At 32.1% G+C, this 19,131-nt stretch carries 15 protein-coding genes and 2 pseudogenes; 10 read left to right on the forward strand and 7 right to left on the reverse strand.

Translation table 11 applies throughout. The annotated features are described in order from the left end of the window. Positions 1–34 precede the first annotated feature (34 nt). Positions 35–1,072, reverse strand: a complete 1,038-nt coding sequence (locus ACN1AG_RS04360; protein ID WP_417904474.1) for an IS630 family transposase — start codon at positions 1,070–1,072, stop codon at positions 35–37. A 439-nt stretch (positions 1,073–1,511) separates the two neighbouring features. Between ACN1AG_RS04360 and ACN1AG_RS04365 the strand changes: the two are divergent. The 7 genes and pseudogenes from ACN1AG_RS04365 to ACN1AG_RS04395 form a co-directional block, all read left to right on the forward strand. Beyond that, positions 1,512–1,625: pseudogene (locus tag ACN1AG_RS04365) on the forward strand (Rpn family recombination-promoting nuclease/putative transposase); the annotation flags it as partial. Positions 1,626–1,839: 214 nt separating this feature from the next. Continuing rightward, positions 1,840–2,778, forward strand: a complete 939-nt coding sequence (locus tag ACN1AG_RS04370; protein WP_417904475.1) for an IS110 family transposase — start codon at positions 1,840–1,842, stop codon at positions 2,776–2,778. 43 nt (positions 2,779–2,821) lie between these two features. Next, positions 2,822–3,256: pseudogene (locus ACN1AG_RS04375) on the forward strand (Rpn family recombination-promoting nuclease/putative transposase); the annotation flags it as partial. A 601-nt stretch (positions 3,257–3,857) separates the two neighbouring features. Then, positions 3,858–5,405, forward strand: coding sequence for a group II intron reverse transcriptase/maturase (gene ltrA, locus ACN1AG_RS04380; RefSeq protein WP_417904476.1), 1,548 nt, complete (start codon positions 3,858–3,860; stop codon positions 5,403–5,405). Positions 5,406–5,434: 29 nt separating this feature from the next. After that, the gene (locus ACN1AG_RS04385; RefSeq protein WP_417904477.1) at positions 5,435–5,857 is read left to right on the forward strand and encodes a hypothetical protein; all 423 of its coding nucleotides are present in this window, start codon (positions 5,435–5,437) and stop codon (positions 5,855–5,857) included. Positions 5,858–6,798: 941 nt separating this feature from the next. Then, positions 6,799–7,278 carry an ankyrin repeat domain-containing protein gene (locus ACN1AG_RS04390; protein WP_417904478.1) on the forward strand — a complete coding sequence of 160 codons (480 nt, stop codon included), beginning with the start codon at positions 6,799–6,801 and terminating at the stop codon, positions 7,276–7,278. Positions 7,279–8,066: 788 nt separating this feature from the next. Further along, a complete protein-coding gene (locus tag ACN1AG_RS04395; protein ID WP_417904479.1) occupies positions 8,067–8,831 on the forward strand; it encodes a transposase in 765 nt (254 codons plus the stop codon). Positions 8,832–9,227: 396 nt separating this feature from the next. On the opposite strand, the gene ACN1AG_RS04400 is transcribed toward ACN1AG_RS04395, so the two are convergent. Continuing rightward, positions 9,228–9,971 (reverse strand): lysophospholipid acyltransferase family protein, encoded by a 744-nt coding sequence (locus ACN1AG_RS04400; RefSeq protein WP_367364212.1) that lies wholly within the window; start codon positions 9,969–9,971, stop codon positions 9,228–9,230. A gap of 90 nt (positions 9,972–10,061) precedes the next feature. Between ACN1AG_RS04400 and trpS the strand changes: the two genes are divergently transcribed. Continuing rightward, the gene (gene trpS, locus ACN1AG_RS04405; RefSeq protein ID WP_417904480.1) at positions 10,062–11,054 is read left to right on the forward strand and encodes a tryptophan--tRNA ligase; all 993 of its coding nucleotides are present in this window, start codon (positions 10,062–10,064) and stop codon (positions 11,052–11,054) included. A gap of 155 nt (positions 11,055–11,209) precedes the next feature. Here trpS and lpdA read toward each other — a convergent pair whose 3' ends face one another. From lpdA to ACN1AG_RS04430, 5 genes are all read right to left on the reverse strand, one after another. Then, positions 11,210–12,607 (reverse strand): dihydrolipoyl dehydrogenase, encoded by a 1,398-nt coding sequence (lpdA, locus tag ACN1AG_RS04410; protein WP_417904481.1) that lies wholly within the window; start codon positions 12,605–12,607, stop codon positions 11,210–11,212. A gap of 94 nt (positions 12,608–12,701) precedes the next feature. Further along, positions 12,702–13,100, reverse strand: a complete 399-nt coding sequence (locus ACN1AG_RS04415; RefSeq protein WP_417904482.1) for a PIN domain-containing protein — start codon at positions 13,098–13,100, stop codon at positions 12,702–12,704. Then, positions 13,087–13,329, reverse strand: coding sequence for an AbrB/MazE/SpoVT family DNA-binding domain-containing protein (locus ACN1AG_RS04420; protein WP_417904483.1), 243 nt, complete (start codon positions 13,327–13,329; stop codon positions 13,087–13,089). Before ACN1AG_RS04420 ends, ACN1AG_RS04415 begins: the two co-directional genes overlap by 14 nt. An 87-nt stretch (positions 13,330–13,416) precedes the next feature. Beyond that, positions 13,417–14,103: a methyltransferase domain-containing protein gene (locus ACN1AG_RS04425; RefSeq protein WP_417905591.1), complete on the reverse strand. Its 687-nt coding sequence runs from the start codon at positions 14,101–14,103 to the stop codon at positions 13,417–13,419. 384 nt (positions 14,104–14,487) lie between these two features. Continuing rightward, positions 14,488–15,213 carry a lytic transglycosylase domain-containing protein gene (locus tag ACN1AG_RS04430; RefSeq protein WP_417904484.1) on the reverse strand — a complete coding sequence of 242 codons (726 nt, stop codon included), beginning with the start codon at positions 15,211–15,213 and terminating at the stop codon, positions 14,488–14,490. 702 nt (positions 15,214–15,915) lie between these two features. Between ACN1AG_RS04430 and ACN1AG_RS04435 the strand changes: the two genes are divergently transcribed. Then, positions 15,916–17,418, forward strand: coding sequence for an Npt1/Npt2 family nucleotide transporter (locus ACN1AG_RS04435; protein WP_417905592.1), 1,503 nt, complete (start codon positions 15,916–15,918; stop codon positions 17,416–17,418). Position 17,419: 1 nt separating this feature from the next. Continuing rightward, positions 17,420–19,087 (forward strand): hypothetical protein, encoded by a 1,668-nt coding sequence (locus tag ACN1AG_RS04440; protein ID WP_417904485.1) that lies wholly within the window; start codon positions 17,420–17,422, stop codon positions 19,085–19,087. The last annotated feature ends 44 nt before the right edge of the window (positions 19,088–19,131 follow it).

Consider the following 19,131-nt stretch of genomic DNA (forward strand, 5'->3'; position numbering starts at 1 on the left):
AATTTCTCCTCTATCGTATCTGTCGTATACTCAATTAACCTGAAGAGTTGGCAAAATGATTAAAAGTTATAGTCTGAAATTGGTCAGTGATAAGAGTAAGCAAATTACCTTTGTATTTATCAATATTACCAAAAAATCTATCTATAGCTTCTGAGAATTGAGCAAAATTATGGTAAAATTTATTATTTGTTACAATTCTATGCATAAATTTCCATAATCGTTCAATCGGATTAAGATTAGGGCTATAGGGAGGTAAAAATACTAATTCTATTTTGCTATTTACTAGATACTCCTTTACTTTCTTTGACTTATGATACCCAGCATTATCACAAATCAAATATATCTTCTCTTTATTAGGATTTTCTGCTTCTAATTTTTGTAGAAAATTGATTATATAATCACCGTTTACTTTAGGATTATCTGTGCTAACTAATTGCAAATCAGATAAATTAATTGCTCCTATTAAATGCTTCCTTTTCCAACCACTAAATGTTGGTAAAGTTTTATTTTGATTCTTTCTGATCCAACCATAACGGGCTTTTGTTTGATACTGAGGATGAACGCTATCCATAAAATATATAGCTTCTTTAGCCTTGAGATTACCTTTTAACAAACTATATTCTAGCTTAAATAGTTCTTGCTTATCTACATCAAGCTTGCCGGGTACAATCTTTGGCTTTTTATATACAAAGCCTAATCTCCTTAATAGCTTTGTTATTCCTGCTATTGTATAGGCAACACCGTATTTTTTTTCTATGTAATTGCTAATATCTTTGGCATAAACATAATTACATACTTCTAAATGCTCTATTAACTCTTTCTCTTCTAGCTCACTTAGCTTACTTGCACTACCACCGTTAGCTGTCTCTAATTTATTAAATTTTTGATAATCTCTTACATGCTTTCTTATAGCTTCTTCACTTAACAGCAATGCTTCTGCTATTTCTTCATAGCTCCAACCTTTATCATACAGCAAAACTGCCTTAATTCGGTCACATACTCTCCTATCTCGTTCATTACCATGACGTGACTTCAGTGCCGTTCTTTGTTCAGATGTTAAAATATTTCCCATAATCATATTCTAGCTTCTTTCTTCTCTTCTTTCAACTCTTCATTTACGAGCAGTATATATTTCTTCAAATCGCATTTTTATAACCTCTTGTAATATTTTTGTCTTACTTGGCATAACCTCTCTCTTCTATTGTTATTGAGAGAGACTTATACTCTATTTACGGACAATTACCTTGTTACCAAATACGGTCATACACCTTGTTATCGACAGATTGTTAAAAATGTCTATCTCAAGAGATATATATAGTACGTTAATTCGGGATAAGGATTAGTAAAAATAGCAGACATATATACACTACGAAGAGCAATTAATGTATGAATTCACAGAAATGCAATTTATACATATCCAAAATCTTGTATTAGTTATAGCTAAAGCATTTTTACTAATCCTTATCCCGAATTGACGTATAGTGTAAGATTTGTTAAAATAGGTAAGGAAAATGGCTGAACGCTTAAAGCATGATCAAATTTTTCGTAAAGCTATGGAAAATCCACTAGTAGCACATGAATTTTTTGATGCCCATTTACCTAAACATATTAAGGATTTAGTAGATTGTATCTTGAATATTAGCTCAATATGGAGTTAATATGGTCGGAAGGAGTGACGCCGTTTAATTTAGATTGGTCTTTAAAGACCGAGGGAATCTTGGTGCACTCCTTCCTTGAATCGCAAAGTATAATACGAACGGTAGGATGATCCTTTAGAGATCGAATTTACAATCATGTATCAAAACTTTGCAAAACAACCACTAATTATAGGTAAAGCAAATGACTGAAAAAAGCAAGATATTTATGGGAATAGATGTTTCAAAAAATACGCTTGATATATCTATGAACAATATTCATTGTAAGATTAAAAATACAGATAAAGCTATTTCTGATTTTATAAAATCAGAAATAGCTTCTCGAAATATTGTGCTTACTGTTTTGGAATCTACTGGCGGTTATGAACGTTTGGTTATGAGGATGTTGCAACAAGCCGGGCTTGCTGTGCATAGAGCTCATCCTAATAGAGTTCACGCTTTTGCCAAGGTCTGTAACCATTTTGCTAAGACTGATAAATTGGATGCGTTATTACTTGAGAAATATGCAGCTTTTATTGCTAATGATGAGAAAGGAGACCAAATAATTTCTGTTATACAAGAAGAATTACAATCTCTAAGGAGCATAGAACGTAATATAGAAGAAGATATACATGCTAATCAATGCAGAACAAAAGTTGCATCCGAGAAGGCTAAGAAATATCTCGAGGAAATGATAAAGTGTGGCAAAAAACAGCTTGAGGAAATTAGAAAAGATATAAAGGCTGCCATAAAGGAAGATAAGAGTTTAAAGGCAAAAAATGATTTGCTGATAAGCTATAAAGGTATAGGCGAAAAAACAGCTAGTGTTTTGCTAATAGAACTGCTAGAGCTTGGTGTGCTGAGCAATAAGGAAATTGCAAGCTTAGTTGGACTCGCCCCAAAAACAAGCCAAAGCGGTCAAAAAACTAATGGGGCTCATATTAGAGGCGGCAGGTTTTTTGTTCGAAAAAGCTTGTATATGGCTGCTTTAGTAGCGATGCGTCATAATGACAAAATGAAGGCATTATATGAACGTATGACTAATGCTGGTAAAAAAGCAAAGGTCGCTTTAGTAGCCGTTATGCGTAAAGTAATTATTTGTTTAAATTCTATGGTGAAAAATAATAAAATTTATGAATACTAATCTACTTTTTTTCTTGACTAGCAAGACGGTAGATTCCACTAACCTAAAAATGGACAATACAACTTTTGTTGAACCAAATTTAAGAGATACTATCTCAGACGTGTTGTTTTATACTAAATTTGGTAAGCAAGATGGTTATCTATACCTGCTAGTCGAGCATCAAAGCAGTCCTGATCATTTCATGGCTTTTCGTCTCTTCAAATATATGATGAATATTTGTGACAGATATTTAACTAAGAATCCTAAAACCAAAACTTTACCGTTAGTCTATCCGTTAATATTTTTTAACGGCACAAGAAAATATAATGTGTCTCGTAATTTGTGGAGTTTATTTGACAATAGTAAATTAGTTAGGGATATTTGGGCAAATGATTATCAACTAGTAAATGTGCATGATATTGCTGATGAGGAACTGAAAAAAAGAGTGTGGTCAGGCATTCTCGAATCTTTTATGAAAGTGCGACCTGAAAAGTCGATTAAAGTAATTGATTGATAGAATAAAGCGAATGTTTAATTCTAATCAATCCTGTCGTTCTTCCGGCAGAGCCTATCGAGTCTAGCTTCCTTGGTAACGAGGGGGGTAGAAGCACTCGAGACAATGTACCTCTTGGATTAATACGGTATACGAATCGTGAGATAGTATATAGCTGCTAGTATCAAAGCGGTTGGAGGGCTAGGCTATGATGGTAAGGTGAACATATGTGAATTGCTGATAAAGATCGTTAGGAATAAGAGGCGGAAGGTACTGATACGCCTCAACCAAAAGGTAAATGGGTAGGATAATGGATTTTTCATTGCCATTACGGAGACAACAACTCCCATCGGTCGCTAGGCAACACCTAACCCGTCAACGTTACTTAATCTGAAACAGGGTAAGCCCCTTTACTTACCAAGAAATTGGTAGGTCAACCGTAAGGAAGACTGATAAGTAAGGGGGTAAACGATTCTGGAGAAAGCGAAGGTTGTTATGTAATGTAACAGATAGGAGAATATTCTCCTCGCGAAAGCGAGCAAACTTCCAGTTGGTCTTTGATGACAAGAGAATGAGTAAACAATTCGAATATGAGGAAAGCAAATAGATGGTAAGTAATATTACTGGTGCACCCATAGACAATAAGATATCTAGCTGGTCTCAAATACAATGGGAACAACAAGAGGTAATTGTTAGAAGGTTACAAATGCGTATTGTCAAGGCTGAACAAAGTAAGAAATGGAACAAGGTGAAAGCCTTATCCCGGATTCTTACAAGCTCCTTTGCTGCGAAAACTTTAAGCATCAAACGAGTATCTGAAATTAACAAAGGTAAAAACACCGCAGGCATAGATGGAGTTATTATCAATTCCCCTACTGCTAAATGGCAGATGATTGCAAAATTGAAGAAGAAGGGATACAACCCCAAACCTCTAAGAAGAGTGATGATTAAGAAAGCAAATGGGAAATTAAGACCGCTAGGCATTCCAACAATGCGAGATAGATGTCAGCAAGCACTACACTCGCTGGCTCTACTTCCCATAGCAGAATGCAATGCAGACACGAACTCCTATGGCTTTCGCCCAGAAAGATCTACAAAAGATGCTATCGAACAGTGTTGGTTAGTATTGCGAATGAAAAATTCGGCAAACTACGTTCTAGAAGGCGATATAAAGAGTTGTTTCGATGAGATAAGCCATGATTGGATAATGGAAAATATTCTTATAGATAAAACTATTCTACAGAAATGGTTGAAGACTGGGTATATCGAAAGGAATAAATTTTATCCAACAAATAAAGGTACACCTCAAGGCTCAATTATTTCGCCAATAATAGCGAACTTAACGCTAGATGACATGGAAAGACTCCTAGAACAATCTTTTTCTATTCATAAGAGGGTAAACGGTAAAAAGTATAATCCCAAAATAAATTTTATTCGATATGCAGATGACTGGGTCATCACTGGAGATACAAAAGAACTACTAGAAACTCAGGTAAAACCACTAATAGAGGGGTTCCTGAAAGAAAGAGGTCTTGAACTATCTCCTGAGAAAACCAACATCACCCACATTAACGATGGTTTTGACTTTTTAAGCCAGAATATTCGGAAGTACGAAAATAAACTCATTATAAAACCTTCAAAGAAAAGCATAAAAACCTTTTTAAAGGATGTACGAGATACAATTTGTACCAACAAATCAATGGCTCAAGAGAAATTGATAAAAATCCTCAACCCTAAAATAACTGGGTGGGCAAATTATCATAATGCAGTATCATCTGCAAAAACCTTCAAAAGGGTATCACACGACATTTGGCAAGCACTATGGCAATGGTGTAAAAGGAGACATCCAACGAAAAACCTACGATGGATCAAAAGTAAATACTTTCACTTCATTAAAGGACAAGATTGGACGTTTGCGTGTAAAACAGTTAATAAAGAAGGAAAAGAGAAAATGATTAAATTATATATGCCAAGAGACATCAAAATCAAAAGGCATACAAAAATTCAAGCATCTTCTAACCCTTTTGATGTAAACTGGGAGGAATACTTTAAACGCAGGATCAACTTAAAGTCCAGCAAATCAAAGATATACTCTAGCACACTTTCCCAACCACCATGTTTACTTGAAAAATCAGGTTCAGTCGGCTCTACATAAAGGGCTTACAAAGGCTTGAGCCGGATGCAGTGAAAGTTGCCAGTCCGGTTCTTAGAGGGGTGGTTCTCTGTAAAGAGAGCTTCCTACTCGAGCATATAAAAAAACGTAATCTATTAAAGAAATGGCAGGAAATAGCCGATATTTTACCTGAATTTACCAAAGTGACTATCGGCTATAACTATATTGAAATGATTCTTTCTTACACTTTGACAAAAATAGATCAATCGGATAAAATGGAGTTAGAAAAATTATTAACCAGCAAGTTAAATCAACAAACAGGTATAAAACTTATGGGTAGTTTAGCACAACATTGGGAACAAATAGGTGAAGCTAGAGGTGAAGCTAGATTAGTAAAAACGATGATAAAAAATGGTAGTTCTATTGAAGAAATCTCTAGAATGACAAAATTATCTATTACTAAAATTAGAGAGCTATTAAAAATAAATACTTAAATCAGCTTCATTAATTTGCTACTTATATTACAAGGCAGTTAATTTATCCTAATAATTTTGCAATGATCGTGGGTGATCCATTAAAGTAATATTTAATAATTGATAGAAGTCAGTGGAATATTACATTTAACGCAATTCATTTCTACCAAAATTTTAAATTTCAAATAGAACAATTTGAAGATGAGTAATTAACAGGACTTAGAATAAGGCAAAACCAACTTTAAAGTGAACAAAAATGTAACATGCCAAGATAAATTGCCTAAATTGAGCCAAATTATTTTGCGTATTGCTTTACCATTTTTGTGTAAATTCATCAACAGTTCTGTTATAGATGATGCGTTCATTAGAATTCGTGTTCCGCACAGTTTTACGAATAATTAAACATTATCACAAATCTAAATAGACATATTAAATTTCCTTCTGTATGATTCATTGTGTCAGTATAGAATATCATACTTTAAAATTCAACCTATCAGGGAAGAAAATATCTAGTCGATCCGTCAGAAATGCTAAGAATTAAGAATAAATCAAAAAATTTTTGCATAAAATTTGGGAATTTGATTTTTGGAGTAAATTTTTTGCTATAAAACGCTAATCTTTCGGAAAGTTTGACATGATGATTTGTTAACGACTTTTCTAATCAAAGTGGTTACAAAATCATTTCTTGCCATAATGAAAATCATCTAAATCAGGTACTTAATCAATTAATTGAACGTAGAAAAATTAGAGGATATAGATTAATTAATGATTCTTAAATAAATTTTAAATAAAATTATTGCCATTCTTAAAAAATCATTATATATAGTATCATAGTTTAGATTTGAATGCTTATAATAACTAGGTATCCTTAGAGTTAACATTTTCTTAGAAGGAATGATAGTTTTATAAACATAACAATAATACATCCACATGCATTCTTAATAATACCAAATGAGTTACCAGTGAATATCATCGATAAATTATTTTTTAAGACTTTTGACTACAAAAATACTACTCTTGATCATATTAATCCAATGTATTTACATCGTGCATCACAATTTGGTTATATTAAGCTAGTAAAGTATTTAATACACCGTGGTGTAGATGTGAACACACAAGATCACAATGGTTCTACCCCATTACATTTTGCCTCAATATCTGGTCACGCTAAAATAGTAAAACTTTTATGTAAATATCAATCTGATATTAATATACAAGATAATTGCGGGTTAACCCCATTAGATGCAGCATTGATACATGGTCATACTAAAATAGTAAAGTACTTACATAAACATCAAGATAGCATTAGTACACAAGATAATTTCGATGTCACCACCTTAATTACCACATTAGAATGTGGCAATAATGATAGTGAGGCTTTAGATCATAATATGTTAGATGATATTAATATTTATGGAGATCAAACACCTCTGCTAGGGTAAAATTGGAATTTCCCATCTTATACTTAAGGCTTAAAATAAAAGCACTCTTCTTATGCTAAGTAGAAACATTACAGAAATTTGTGTTATTAAGGTACTGATAAAGATCCTATTTAACGTGAGTTGCCAATTAATTATACAGGTAAACCCTTATTTAAAGCGGTTTACAAGTAGTAGTTGTAGTTAAAATGTTCTTATAATTAGTTATATTTTAAAATATAGCTAATTTTGAGCCTTTTAATGCTATAAGTTACCTTCAAAGGATTGATGAAATTCAGCTTTGTGCTTAGCAATTAATTGGCAACTCGCGTTTACTTAACTTTAATAAGAGTTATAAGGACTTCCCAAGTTGTGTCATTAATCTTTACAAACTCGCTGACACCTGCGACCTCGGTGGTTGAAAACTTTCGGGTTTTTTCGCTAGTTTGACCTCTAGTTTTCTATTGTCTACTGTATGTGCGTCAAGATAAGGTGCATTAATCTTATGGGTGAAAGTCCTGTTATACGTCAATTCGGGATAAGGATTAGTAAAAATGCTTTAGCTATAACTAATACAAGATTTTGGATATGTATAAATTGCATTTCTGTGAATTCATACATTAATTGCTCTTCGTAGTGTATATATGTCTGCTATTTTTACTAATCCTTATCCCGAATTAACGTAATATAGGAAATTCAAAGAGTTATTTAATTTTAATAAAATTCAAGCTGAATTAACAGCTGTCGAACCAGCAAGCAATTATAAAGGTTATGGGGTTGAAAGATTATTTAAGTGTTTACTATTGCAGTTTATGGAAGACTTAAGTGACCGGGAGCTTGAAAGATATTTAAGTGATAGTAATGCAGCTAAGTGGTTTTGCGAATTTGATCTTAGAGAAGCTACCCCTGATCACAGTGTTTTTAGTAAGCTAAGGAAGAAGATAGGTACAAGTAAGCTCTCCGAGATATTTAGTATTTTCAGAGAACAGCTAAGATCAAAAGGCTATATGAGTGAGGTTTTTACCTTTGTGGATGCATCGCACTTAATCTCCAAAGCTAATCTTTGGGAAGAGAGAGATGAAGCTAGGAAAAAGAGATACGAGAAACTTAATAACGAAGTTTTACCTAAGATTGCTCACGATAAGCAAGCAAGACTTGGCTGTAAAGGTAGTAATAAGTTTTGGTATGGCTATAAAAAGCACGTTAGCGTTGATATGCAATCTGGCTTAATAAATAAGGTTGCTATCACCCAAGCTAATAAGACTGATGCTCAAGGATTTAAGCACGTATGTCCAAGTCAAGGAGCTGTGTATGCAGATAAGGGGTATTGCACTTTTCCAGCTAAAATTATTGCAGCATCTAAAGGAGTTCATCTTGGAGCGGTGAAGAAGAATAACATGAAGGATAAGAACTTTGATTTAGACAAATACTATACTAGGTTGAGAGTACCTTATGAAAGAGTTTTCTCGCAGGATAATAAACGTGTACGCTATCTTGGCATAGCCAAGAATCAATTTGCAGCTTTTATGAATGCAATTTGCTTTAATTTAAAAAGATTGTGTATATTAACCAACTGAACTAAGGGAGTATTTTACCTTTCTCATCAAAAAAATAAAATCATATGTTTTGATGAGAAAGATAGCGGCAGACCTATAAGCGTGGGTGTTGCTAAAACCTATAAGACAAACTTTTTACCTAAGAGCTATCCTTCCATTGAAGTTAAAATTAAATTATCACTTTCATTAGAATCAAAAATTTATTGAATCCTTATCTCGCAACAGTCCCAAAAAGTAACCTGCAAAGGCTATTAGATATTATAGATTCCCGCCTACGCGGGAATGACATCTTCTCGACTTCTTTTCATGACTTTTAAACTGCCATGAATTATATAATTCAATAAAAACTTGATTATCGGAGTATCAAAGACTCGCGTACTTTCGCTCGCCCCTCATTTGCAAATCCAATTCTTTAAATCATTTGAGTATACCAACTTGTTCAAATAATATTTGCTTTTCGGTATTGATTACCTGTTCTATCTTGCTTGTCAATTCTCGAACATCAGATTGCTCTATTTCCTCTACAGGAATAACATTAATAATCTTTACTTGGATTACCCCTGGTTTCTTAATCCAAAAACCCTTTGGCCAATATACCCCAGCGTTGTGAGCCATCATCACGATCGGTACTTTTGCTAGTGATGCTAATTTTACTGCACTAGGTTTAAATTTGGCATTTTGTTCTGGTCTAAATCTAGTAGATTCAGGAAAAATAACCAACCATAAACCATCTTTTATCTTTTCCTGTCCTTCTCTTAAAATTTGACTAACCGAGATATTAACATTACGGTCTACGGCAATTGGCTTAACCATTTGCAGACCCCAACCGAATAAGGGGATATTAAATAACTCTTTTTTTAATACCCAAGAATGTTCAGGTATAATTAATTGTATAAATACTTGTTCCCAACATGATTGGTGATTAGACAATACTAAAGAAGGAACTAGAGGTAATTTGTCTAGACCAGAAACTTGGTATTTTAAACCACAAAAGATTCTAGCCAACCAAATAAATACATAGGAAAAAATAACTCCAATCCTGTAACGTATATAATAGTTGACATTAAAAAATGTTACGGGTATGTAACATATAAGGAAGAATGTAATGGTAAATATAGCAAGTAATGCATAAAATGTTAATACTCTTAAACGCCAAAACATAGCTGGTTAACTCACTTGTTAATAATGAACAGATATATAATAGCACATAAGGTTACTTCTATCCATAGTATAATTATTCGGGGAAATTAAATGAAAAAAACAGCTCTATCTGGAGTGCAAGTGACCGGGGCTTTGCATTTAGGAAACTATCTTGGTTCAATATCTAATTGGCTTCAGATTCAAGATGAGTATAATTGCTTATTCTTTTTAGCTGATTTGCATTCTATTACTATAGATCGCTTACCTCTTGAGCTAAACTCCTCCATATTACAAACTGTTGCTATATATATAGCAACAGGGCTTGTACCAGAGAAAACTACCATATTTGCACAAAGTATGGTGAAAGAACATGCGGAACTTGCTTGGATATTAAATTGTGTTACCCCACTTGGATGGCTTAAACGTATGACTCAATTTAAAGACAAAGCTGGAAAAGACCAAGAAAGTGCTGGTTTAGGGTTATTGTCTTATCCAGTATTAATGGCGGCTGATATATTATTATATAATGCTGATATAGTACCTGTTGGCGATGATCAAAAGCAGCATTTAGAACTTACAAGAGATATTGCGGCTATTATCAATAGAAAATTTAATCAAGAAGTTCTAAAATTACCTGAGCCATTAATTCAAGGATCAGGAGCAAGAATAATGAGCTTAAAAGATGGTCGTAGAAAAATGAGTAAATCTGATCCATCTGATTTATCCCGTATTAATTTAAATGACAGCCAAGATCAAATTTACCAAAAAATTAAAAAAGCTAAAACAGATCATTTAGCTGAAATCAGTTATGATCGTCAAAATAGGCCGGAAATCAGCAATTTAATTGATATTTACTGCAATTTATCTAGTACTAATATTGAAAAAATAGTTGATCAATACCGAAATAGCGGTTTTGCCAAATTTAAGGATGATCTAGCTGAAATTATCATCACAACTTTAACTCCCATTAATACTCAATATATAGAGCTAATGAAAAACCAAGATTATCTAGTAACTACACTACATGAAGGAGCAGATAAAGCTAGAATTACTGCTGCTAAAACTCTTACTGAAATCAAAAAATTATTTGGTTTTGTTGTGTAAAAAACCAATTTGAGGCTAACTTAACCTCAGTTCGATATAAGAATTAATAATTCTTATATCGAACTGAGGTTATTTAATATCTTTAGACCCCTGCTTTCGCAGGGGTGACATTGAAGGCGTAAAGGGTAACATCTTTTTTAATGTCCAGTAAAATCCTAAAAATTAATAGCCCTCTTATCTACAGCTAGAGCCGCCTCTTTTATAGCTTCACTTAGGGTAGGGTGAGCATGGCAAGTTCTCGCTATATCTTCTGAAGAAGCACCAAATTCCATAAATGCTACAAGTTCTGCAATCATAGTTCCAGCACAAGGCCCTATTATATGTGCTCCAAGTACTTTATCAGTTATGCTATCAGCTAATATCTTCACCATCCCATCAGTAGAACCTGTGCTTCTCGCTCGACTATTTGCCAAAAATGGAAATTTACCAACTTTGTAATCAATCTTGGCTTCTTTTAATTGTTCTTCAGTTAAACCAACACTCGCTACTTCTGGCCAAGTATAAATTACACTTGGAATAAGATTATAATTAACATGACCAGCTAGACCCGCCATAATTTCGACGGCAGCAACAGCTTCTTCTTCTGCTTTATGAGCAAGCATAGGTCCTGCAATTACATCACCAACGGCATAAATATTAGGGATTATTGTTTGGAATTGGCTATTCACCGTAATTCTGTTTTGTTTGTCCGTTTGAATTGCTAATTTATCTAGACCTAAATTTGTTGTATGGGCTTTTCTGCCGACAGCTAATAAAACTATATCAGCAGTAATTTGCTCTACTAAGGAAGCAGATGTTTGTTGTATATTTAAAGTAACTTTTCCTGCTTTTTTTTCAGCAGATAGCACTTTACTATTCAGTCGCAATTCAATGGATTGCTTTTGTAGGATTTTGGTAAATTGATTAATAATTTCTTTATCTAAAGCTGGAACAATGCTATCAGCATATTCAATAACCGTTACTTTAGAACCAAGCCTGTTCCATACCGAACCAAGCTCTAAACCTATATAACCACCGCCAATTACTACCATAGTTTCTGGAACTTTAGGAAGGCTCAAAGCTCCCGTTGATGAAACTATATATTCCTCATCTACAACAATATTGGGTATTTCAATAATATCAGAGCCAGTAGCAATTAAAATATTCTTAGCCGAAATCGATTCAACTGTTTTACCGTTAGTAATTTCTACAAGATTGGTTGAAATAAACTTGGCACTTCCACTAAATTTAGTGATTTTATTTTTTACAAACAAACTTTCTATACCCTTACATAAGTCTGACACTACTTGACTTTTTTTAGTCATCATTTTTTGTAAATCAAGTTTGGTTGAGGTCATAATACCAATATCAGCACAATGGTTTGATACTTCATTAAATTTTTCAGAAAAATTTAGTAATAGTTTTGAGGGAATACATCCAACGTTTAGACAAGTACCACCAAGCGTTGGCCTTTTTTCTATGCATGCAACTTTCATACCTAGCTGCGCTGCTCTTATTGCCCCTGTATAACCAGCTGGACCACTACCAATTACTATTAAATCAAATTCTTGCATATATTTTTCCTTACTTATAATAATTAATGGCATTATAAACCATAAACACACGAACACTAATAGCTAATTTGAATTTAATTCAATTATTTTTTGATTATTTTATTGTAGTAAATATTGCCAGAGTTGATGCTTTATGGTCAAAAGTGAAACTAGTACTACAACCATTTAGTTCATTTAGTTTGCCTATTAAAATATCAGCAAAATCTGTATTACAGTTCTCATATTCTCTAACAGTTAGCGATAAAGTTTTGTGATCCTCAAACCGGAATTCTATAGTAGCAAATATTTCTTTTAGTACATTTATTATTTGGTTTTTTGAATATTTATAACCTCGCCCTAAAACCCAAATTATTTCACAAACTACTATGTTATTAATAAATATAGAACCACTAACACCTGAATATTGTTCAATTAATTTTGTAGCTTTGCTACTCTGTACTTCGTCGTCTTGAATCAAATAACGAATTAAAACATTAGTATCAATTCCGATCATATCCACTCTTAATGGATTCATTCATATCTTCGATACTTAATGGTGTTTTTGGTTTGGGAAGTATTCCTTTTAAATTTTTAACTGGCTTATTAATTGGCACTACTATAAAAGAGCCATCTTGTATAATGAATTCTAATTTACTGCCAGAAGATAAGTGTAGCTTATTTCTAATATATGATGGGATAGTAACTTGCCCCTTACTTGTAACTGTTGAACAGTGTGCTTTCATAAGATACCATATTACATATATTAGTTATGATTATTATCATAATGTAAGGAGAAAGTAAGAGCAAGCTATAAATGCTTATTTTTCCTACTATTTTAAGTTATGAGTTATTTTTATACTATTCTTACTCGGAGAGGCAATAAAGCTAATTATATTAATTTGTTCGGCAAAAGTGTTAGTATCATTGCTTAGAATAGAAAGCATTTGCTTTGATATCATGTTATGAGAGTTATTTAATAATGCTCCAGATTCTCCAATATTTTTTAATTTTCTAATGAAATCTAAAGGGCTTTTATAACTCAGCTGAATATTTTCATAATCAACAATAATTTCTGTGAATCCTGCCTGTCCTAGTAAAGGTGTTAGGTGGTCAAAATGGATAAAAGGGGAAACATGTTGAAAGTGAGGGCGACTTAATGCTATTTCAGCTTCAATGAATTTCATTCGTAGTTCTTTTAGGCTGTTACCACCGATAAAATTACCAATAAATAGACCATTTGGTTTTAAAATACGTTTTATCTGTAACAGAAAATTTTGTACATCATTGATCCAGTGTAGACCCAAGGAAAAAGTTATTAGGTCAAAACTAGCTGCCTTAAATGGTAAGTTTTCTTCATCAACTAGTAATTTGGGAGTATGGTCAAACGATTGTAACATAACATTTGATGCACTAGCCGCTACAATTATAGCATAGTTATAGTTCTGCACTAATAGTTTAGTTAGTATACCAGTACGACATTCTAAATCTAAAATATCAGGAAATTCTTTATCAATAATATTTAGACGCTCAATAATATCGAATGCTGCATATTTAAAGAACGAACACTCAGCGATATTATCCACCACTTTGTCACGATTAGATTTTAACTTCTCACGATCAAATATAATTGTTACCTCTAACGCGAATTCGGGATAAGAATTTGTCAATTCTTATCCCAAATTCGGTGAAATTATAGAAACAATCAGATTTGAGACGGCTCTGCATCTGATTGTTAAATTAATATTTTGCTAAAAACATGATTTTAAAAGATTAAAATCATGTTTTTAGCTTTAGAAAGGTTTAAAATGCATTCGCGTTAGCCGCTTTAAGAATGCATTTTTCCTTATATTAAAGCCAATTAGGGATAAGAATTAACTAATTCTTATCCCTAATTGGGGTCTCTAGCTAGCTCTTGGTAATACTACCATAATATTACTCTTATATTTCCTAATATTACTTTCAAATGAAGCTCTCTGTTTATTCCTCAAAAGCATGTTTGTTGGTAGAGTAGGTGTATTATTATAATAATTGTACCCACTATACATGTTAATAGAGTTTTTATACAAGTCCATATTGTTAGCAATTTTGATAACATCTTGTTTATATCTAGAGCCAAACTCATGGGTGGCTGAATGGTAATGAGCAATTGCTTTGTGCCAACTACCTAACTGATCATATTTAGCTTTTAGGAATTTAGCACCATAGGCAACGTTCTTCTTAGGATCAAAAGCTTGATTTAAAGAGTTAAATGCATTTAAATGATGTTTTAAGTTGATTTGCATACATCCTACATCAATATTTTCTTTGCCTTGAATAATTTGTTTTTTTACAAATGATATTGCCTCTTTTTTAGTATTAAAATAATAGCCTTTACCTTCAACATTGACAGTCCAAGGCCAAACCACTTTAATTTTATATTCAGTATGTTTTTTGCCAGATTCTTTTAAAGCTATCGAATGTAACGTATTAGGAGGAATTTTGTGTACCTTTTCAAAGTAAGGAAACATCCTTGAGCATTTATGTGATTCAGCAATTTCTGCGTCTATATTAGCATATGCCATATTAACATATGAATATAACGGAAAAAGAAACAATAAATATAGGGCTAATATTGACCTAATGGACATAATATTATCATTTTACTTTATCTTTTGTAGCATATTAAAAATTTTCCCACAAGGCAAGTTATGTCTCGTTTTTACAGGACAATTTAAAAGTCACGATCAATAGTTGATTTAAATATAAATTTAGCCACTTTTGATGTCATCCCCGCTTTTAGCTAAGATATAGTTAAGCCCATAGGATTAGGTGACAAAGAACATAACAATTGTAAATTGTCATTCCCGGGTAGGCAGGAATCTAGATACCTGCTTTCGCAGGTATGACACAAAATTTGTATCACCTAATTCAATAGGTTTGACTATAACATTAACATATAGCTAATACCATTTCCCATTATTAACTACGCTAATACTACAGCTGTAGTTACTACCCAAAGCTGTCATTCCCGCACAGGTAGCGGAATCTAAAAAAATAGCCTAAAAGACTATTAAACATTATTAGATCCCAGCTTTCGCTGGGATGACATCGTTTTGACATTAGTACTACAACTGTAGTGCTAAATAGCGTAGTTAATAATGGGAAATGGTATAAAACCTTTTTGGGTTAGTTAGATATCCTATAATTTTGTCACATAAATATTTTGTTAATAGAAAAATATGCTTATTTTCATTGACTTTATTGCCATAGAGCTTTAAAAGATTGTTTGGCTTCAGTACATTATCGATGTTAAATAGTGTTAGTCTTTAGGTAATTTTTTGTATAAAATAATGTTACCATTCAAAAGTATTTTTGCTAAAATTCAGGAAATCATTTGGCCTATAGAAAGAGAGGAATTGAAACTTTTTTTGCCTATGGCATTAATGATGCTGTGTATTCTTTTTAATTTTGGAACACTTAGATCCGTTAAAGACGGATTAGTTATACCATCAATAGGAGCAGAAGTTATTAGTTTTTTAAAACTTTGGTTTGTTCTTCCTTCCTCTATATTATTTACTATAATATATGTAAAACTTAGTAATCACATACGTTTTGAATATATTTTTTATATAGTAATTTCGAGTTTTTTGCTTTTTTTCCTAATATTTGCTTATATCATTTACCCTAATCAGGATTTTTATCATCCAAATGCTGAGCAGGTAGAACATTTAGTATCATTATATCCTAATTTTCGATGGTTTATCAAGATAATGGGTAAGTGGAGTTATGCTCTCATGTATGTTTGTGCAGAATTATGGAGTGCAGTAATTATTAATCTAATGTTTTGGCAATTTGCTAATAATATTTTTGATACCAGTAAAGCGAAACGTTTCTATCCAATTTTAGGAATGGTAGGTAATGTTGGTCTGATTTTAGCTGGCAATGTATTAGTAGCTTTCTCAAATGTACGAGGGGTAGTCGATGCTCAAGTTATAATAAATGAAGATTTACAATATAATTCAGAACTAATGCTACAACCTGTTATTTCTATAATAGTGTTTGTCGGTATAATTTCCATGGTGTTATTTAGGTTAATTAATTATCTTATTTTGAATGACGAGGTGCTAAAGGCTGATTTCCAAATAGTTCAAATACAGGCAAAAACTTCCTTATCACTTATGGATAGTATAAGGTTGGTTATTAACTCAAAATATATTGGACGCATTGCTTTATTGATAATTTGTTATGCACTACTAATTAATGTAGTGGAAGGTCCGTGGAAAGCTAAGGTAAGGGAGCTTAATCCCAATACGTTAGATTATATACATTTTATGGGTAGGTTTAATATTTGGATGGGAATTTCCTGCGTTACTTTTATGATAGTTGGTAGTAATGTGATTAGGAAATTTACTTGGTTAATTTCAGCATTATTAACACCCTTAATGTTTTTGATAACTGGCTTAATGTTTTTTATCTTTGTTATTTTTTCAGAATATATAAGTTTTGGTATAAAAGACTTTAATCCAATTTATGCGGCTGTAATTATCGGAGGAGTGCAAAATATTTTAAGTAAATCAACTAAATATTCGTTATTTGATTCAACAAAGGAAATGGCATATATTCCTTTATCATTAGAACTTCGAACAAAAGGTAAAGCTGCTGTTGAGGTTATTGGTATTAAATTTGGTAAGTCCTTAGGAGCTTTTATCCAGTCTTTTATATTTATTATGGTGCCTACTGCCACATGTGATTCAATAGTAGTTTATTTACTAGTAATTTTTATTATTATAGTTATTTTGTGGTTTTGGGATATAGTACAACTAAATCGTGAATATGTGAAGTTATGTAATTAGCATGCGAAAAAAGTTAATATATATATCAGTTATAATTGCTGTAATCCTATTGATTTATACCATCTCATGGTTGGTAATTATTACTTCTGTAGCTAGTAAGATTAATGGGCAATATAGTAACCGTTACATCGCTGCTAATTCGATAGATAGTGAACAAAAATATTTCATTAAATTTAATAAAGTTGCTAGCTATGGTTTTCCGTTTAAATTTGCCTTGCAAGTAATTGGTTGGCATGAAGAGGGAGAGAATAGTATAATTGAATTTAATTCCCCAATTTATATAGGTTATGATTTACTGAAACAGGCTTGCTTTGTTAGTTATTCTGGTAACGCAACAGGTCGCTATAAACCTATTGAGTTGGGATTTGGTGCAAAATTCGAAAGTGGTAATTATTCTTTTATAGCAAAAATTCCTTTAAGCTTTAAGTTACTTAAGATTTTTATACAAAAAAAAGATCCGTTTGAAATTATAAATTTTATAAAAAAGTTGGAATTAACATCTGACAAGACAAAAATTTTTGATTTAGTTGACGGGCAGAAACTATATGATGAAGCTCATACCATTATTTCATTTTCACTAGAAAGGAATAAATACTATACTGATATAGAAGATTTTAAAAATAATGTGCCACAAAAATTAAATATCGCGTATACAACAAAGATATTAGAAAGTAATATTATAAACAGAAGAATACCAGCTGGTATTTTGTTATATAGATTTGCTTGGCCGATGCCTTTTAGTTTTGAAGGTAAGTTTTATATAAAAACTAATAAATCTTTATATAGTGACTTTGCTAAAGATTTAGAAATAAAAATGATATCAAGCAAGTTTTCAAGTAGTATCCAAGAATCTTTGACTACTTTATTGTATCAAAGTAAAGTAGAAGAAGATAGTGAGGATAGTCATCTTAAAGTTGAATCAAAAATTGATTTGAAGCCAGGATTTTCCGATAATATATTGAATTCTATACAGTACTTATTGTCATATGTATCGCTACTCCCTAATAGTTCATCTTTAATAGAAGAATTACAGTATATTAACAGTAATAAAGATAAATTCAACTTGACTGAATTAGAGAACCATCAATATATTTTTGATTTAGATATAAATTTTTTTGCTAGAAAAAAAGATATAATGAGGGCTCAAATAAATAATCTTAGTTTGTTTTCTAATAATACCGGATTTCGATTATCAAGCGAATGCAGGCTAGATGCATTTAGAAAATTTGATATTAAGGGGCTTGTTGTCTTCAATAATTATTTAAAGGCAACGGATCTTATAACCAATTATTTCTTTAACTTGGGTAGGTTTAAAACATTCTCAGAAGATAGTCGTATTGTATACAAAGAAGGTACGAAGTGTTTTTTAAGAACCATATCAGATCATCCTGATTCTAACTCAGGTAACATAAGTTTTGAGTATAAATTAGATTCAAGTAATATAGAAAAAGGCAAAATAGGCTCCGTAGACTTTAATAAATTTTTGCCATTATATTATCTAGCATTATACAAAAAAGCCTCGGAAAAAATACATATTGGTGATAATGTAACAAAAAGGATACAAGAACTAGTACCTGATTTTAATGAGCATCATTCATTGTTAAAACAATTAATGATCCAGCCTTTTTTGGAGGTTGATAGTGATGTTTGGCAGGAAATCATAAAATAACAAAGTCAGTTCGATATAAGAATTAATAATTCTTATATCGAACT

It is taken from the genome of Candidatus Tisiphia endosymbiont of Micropterix aruncella, assembly GCF_965178575.1.
In the GTDB taxonomy this organism is placed as follows: domain Bacteria; phylum Pseudomonadota; class Alphaproteobacteria; order Rickettsiales; family Rickettsiaceae; genus Tisiphia.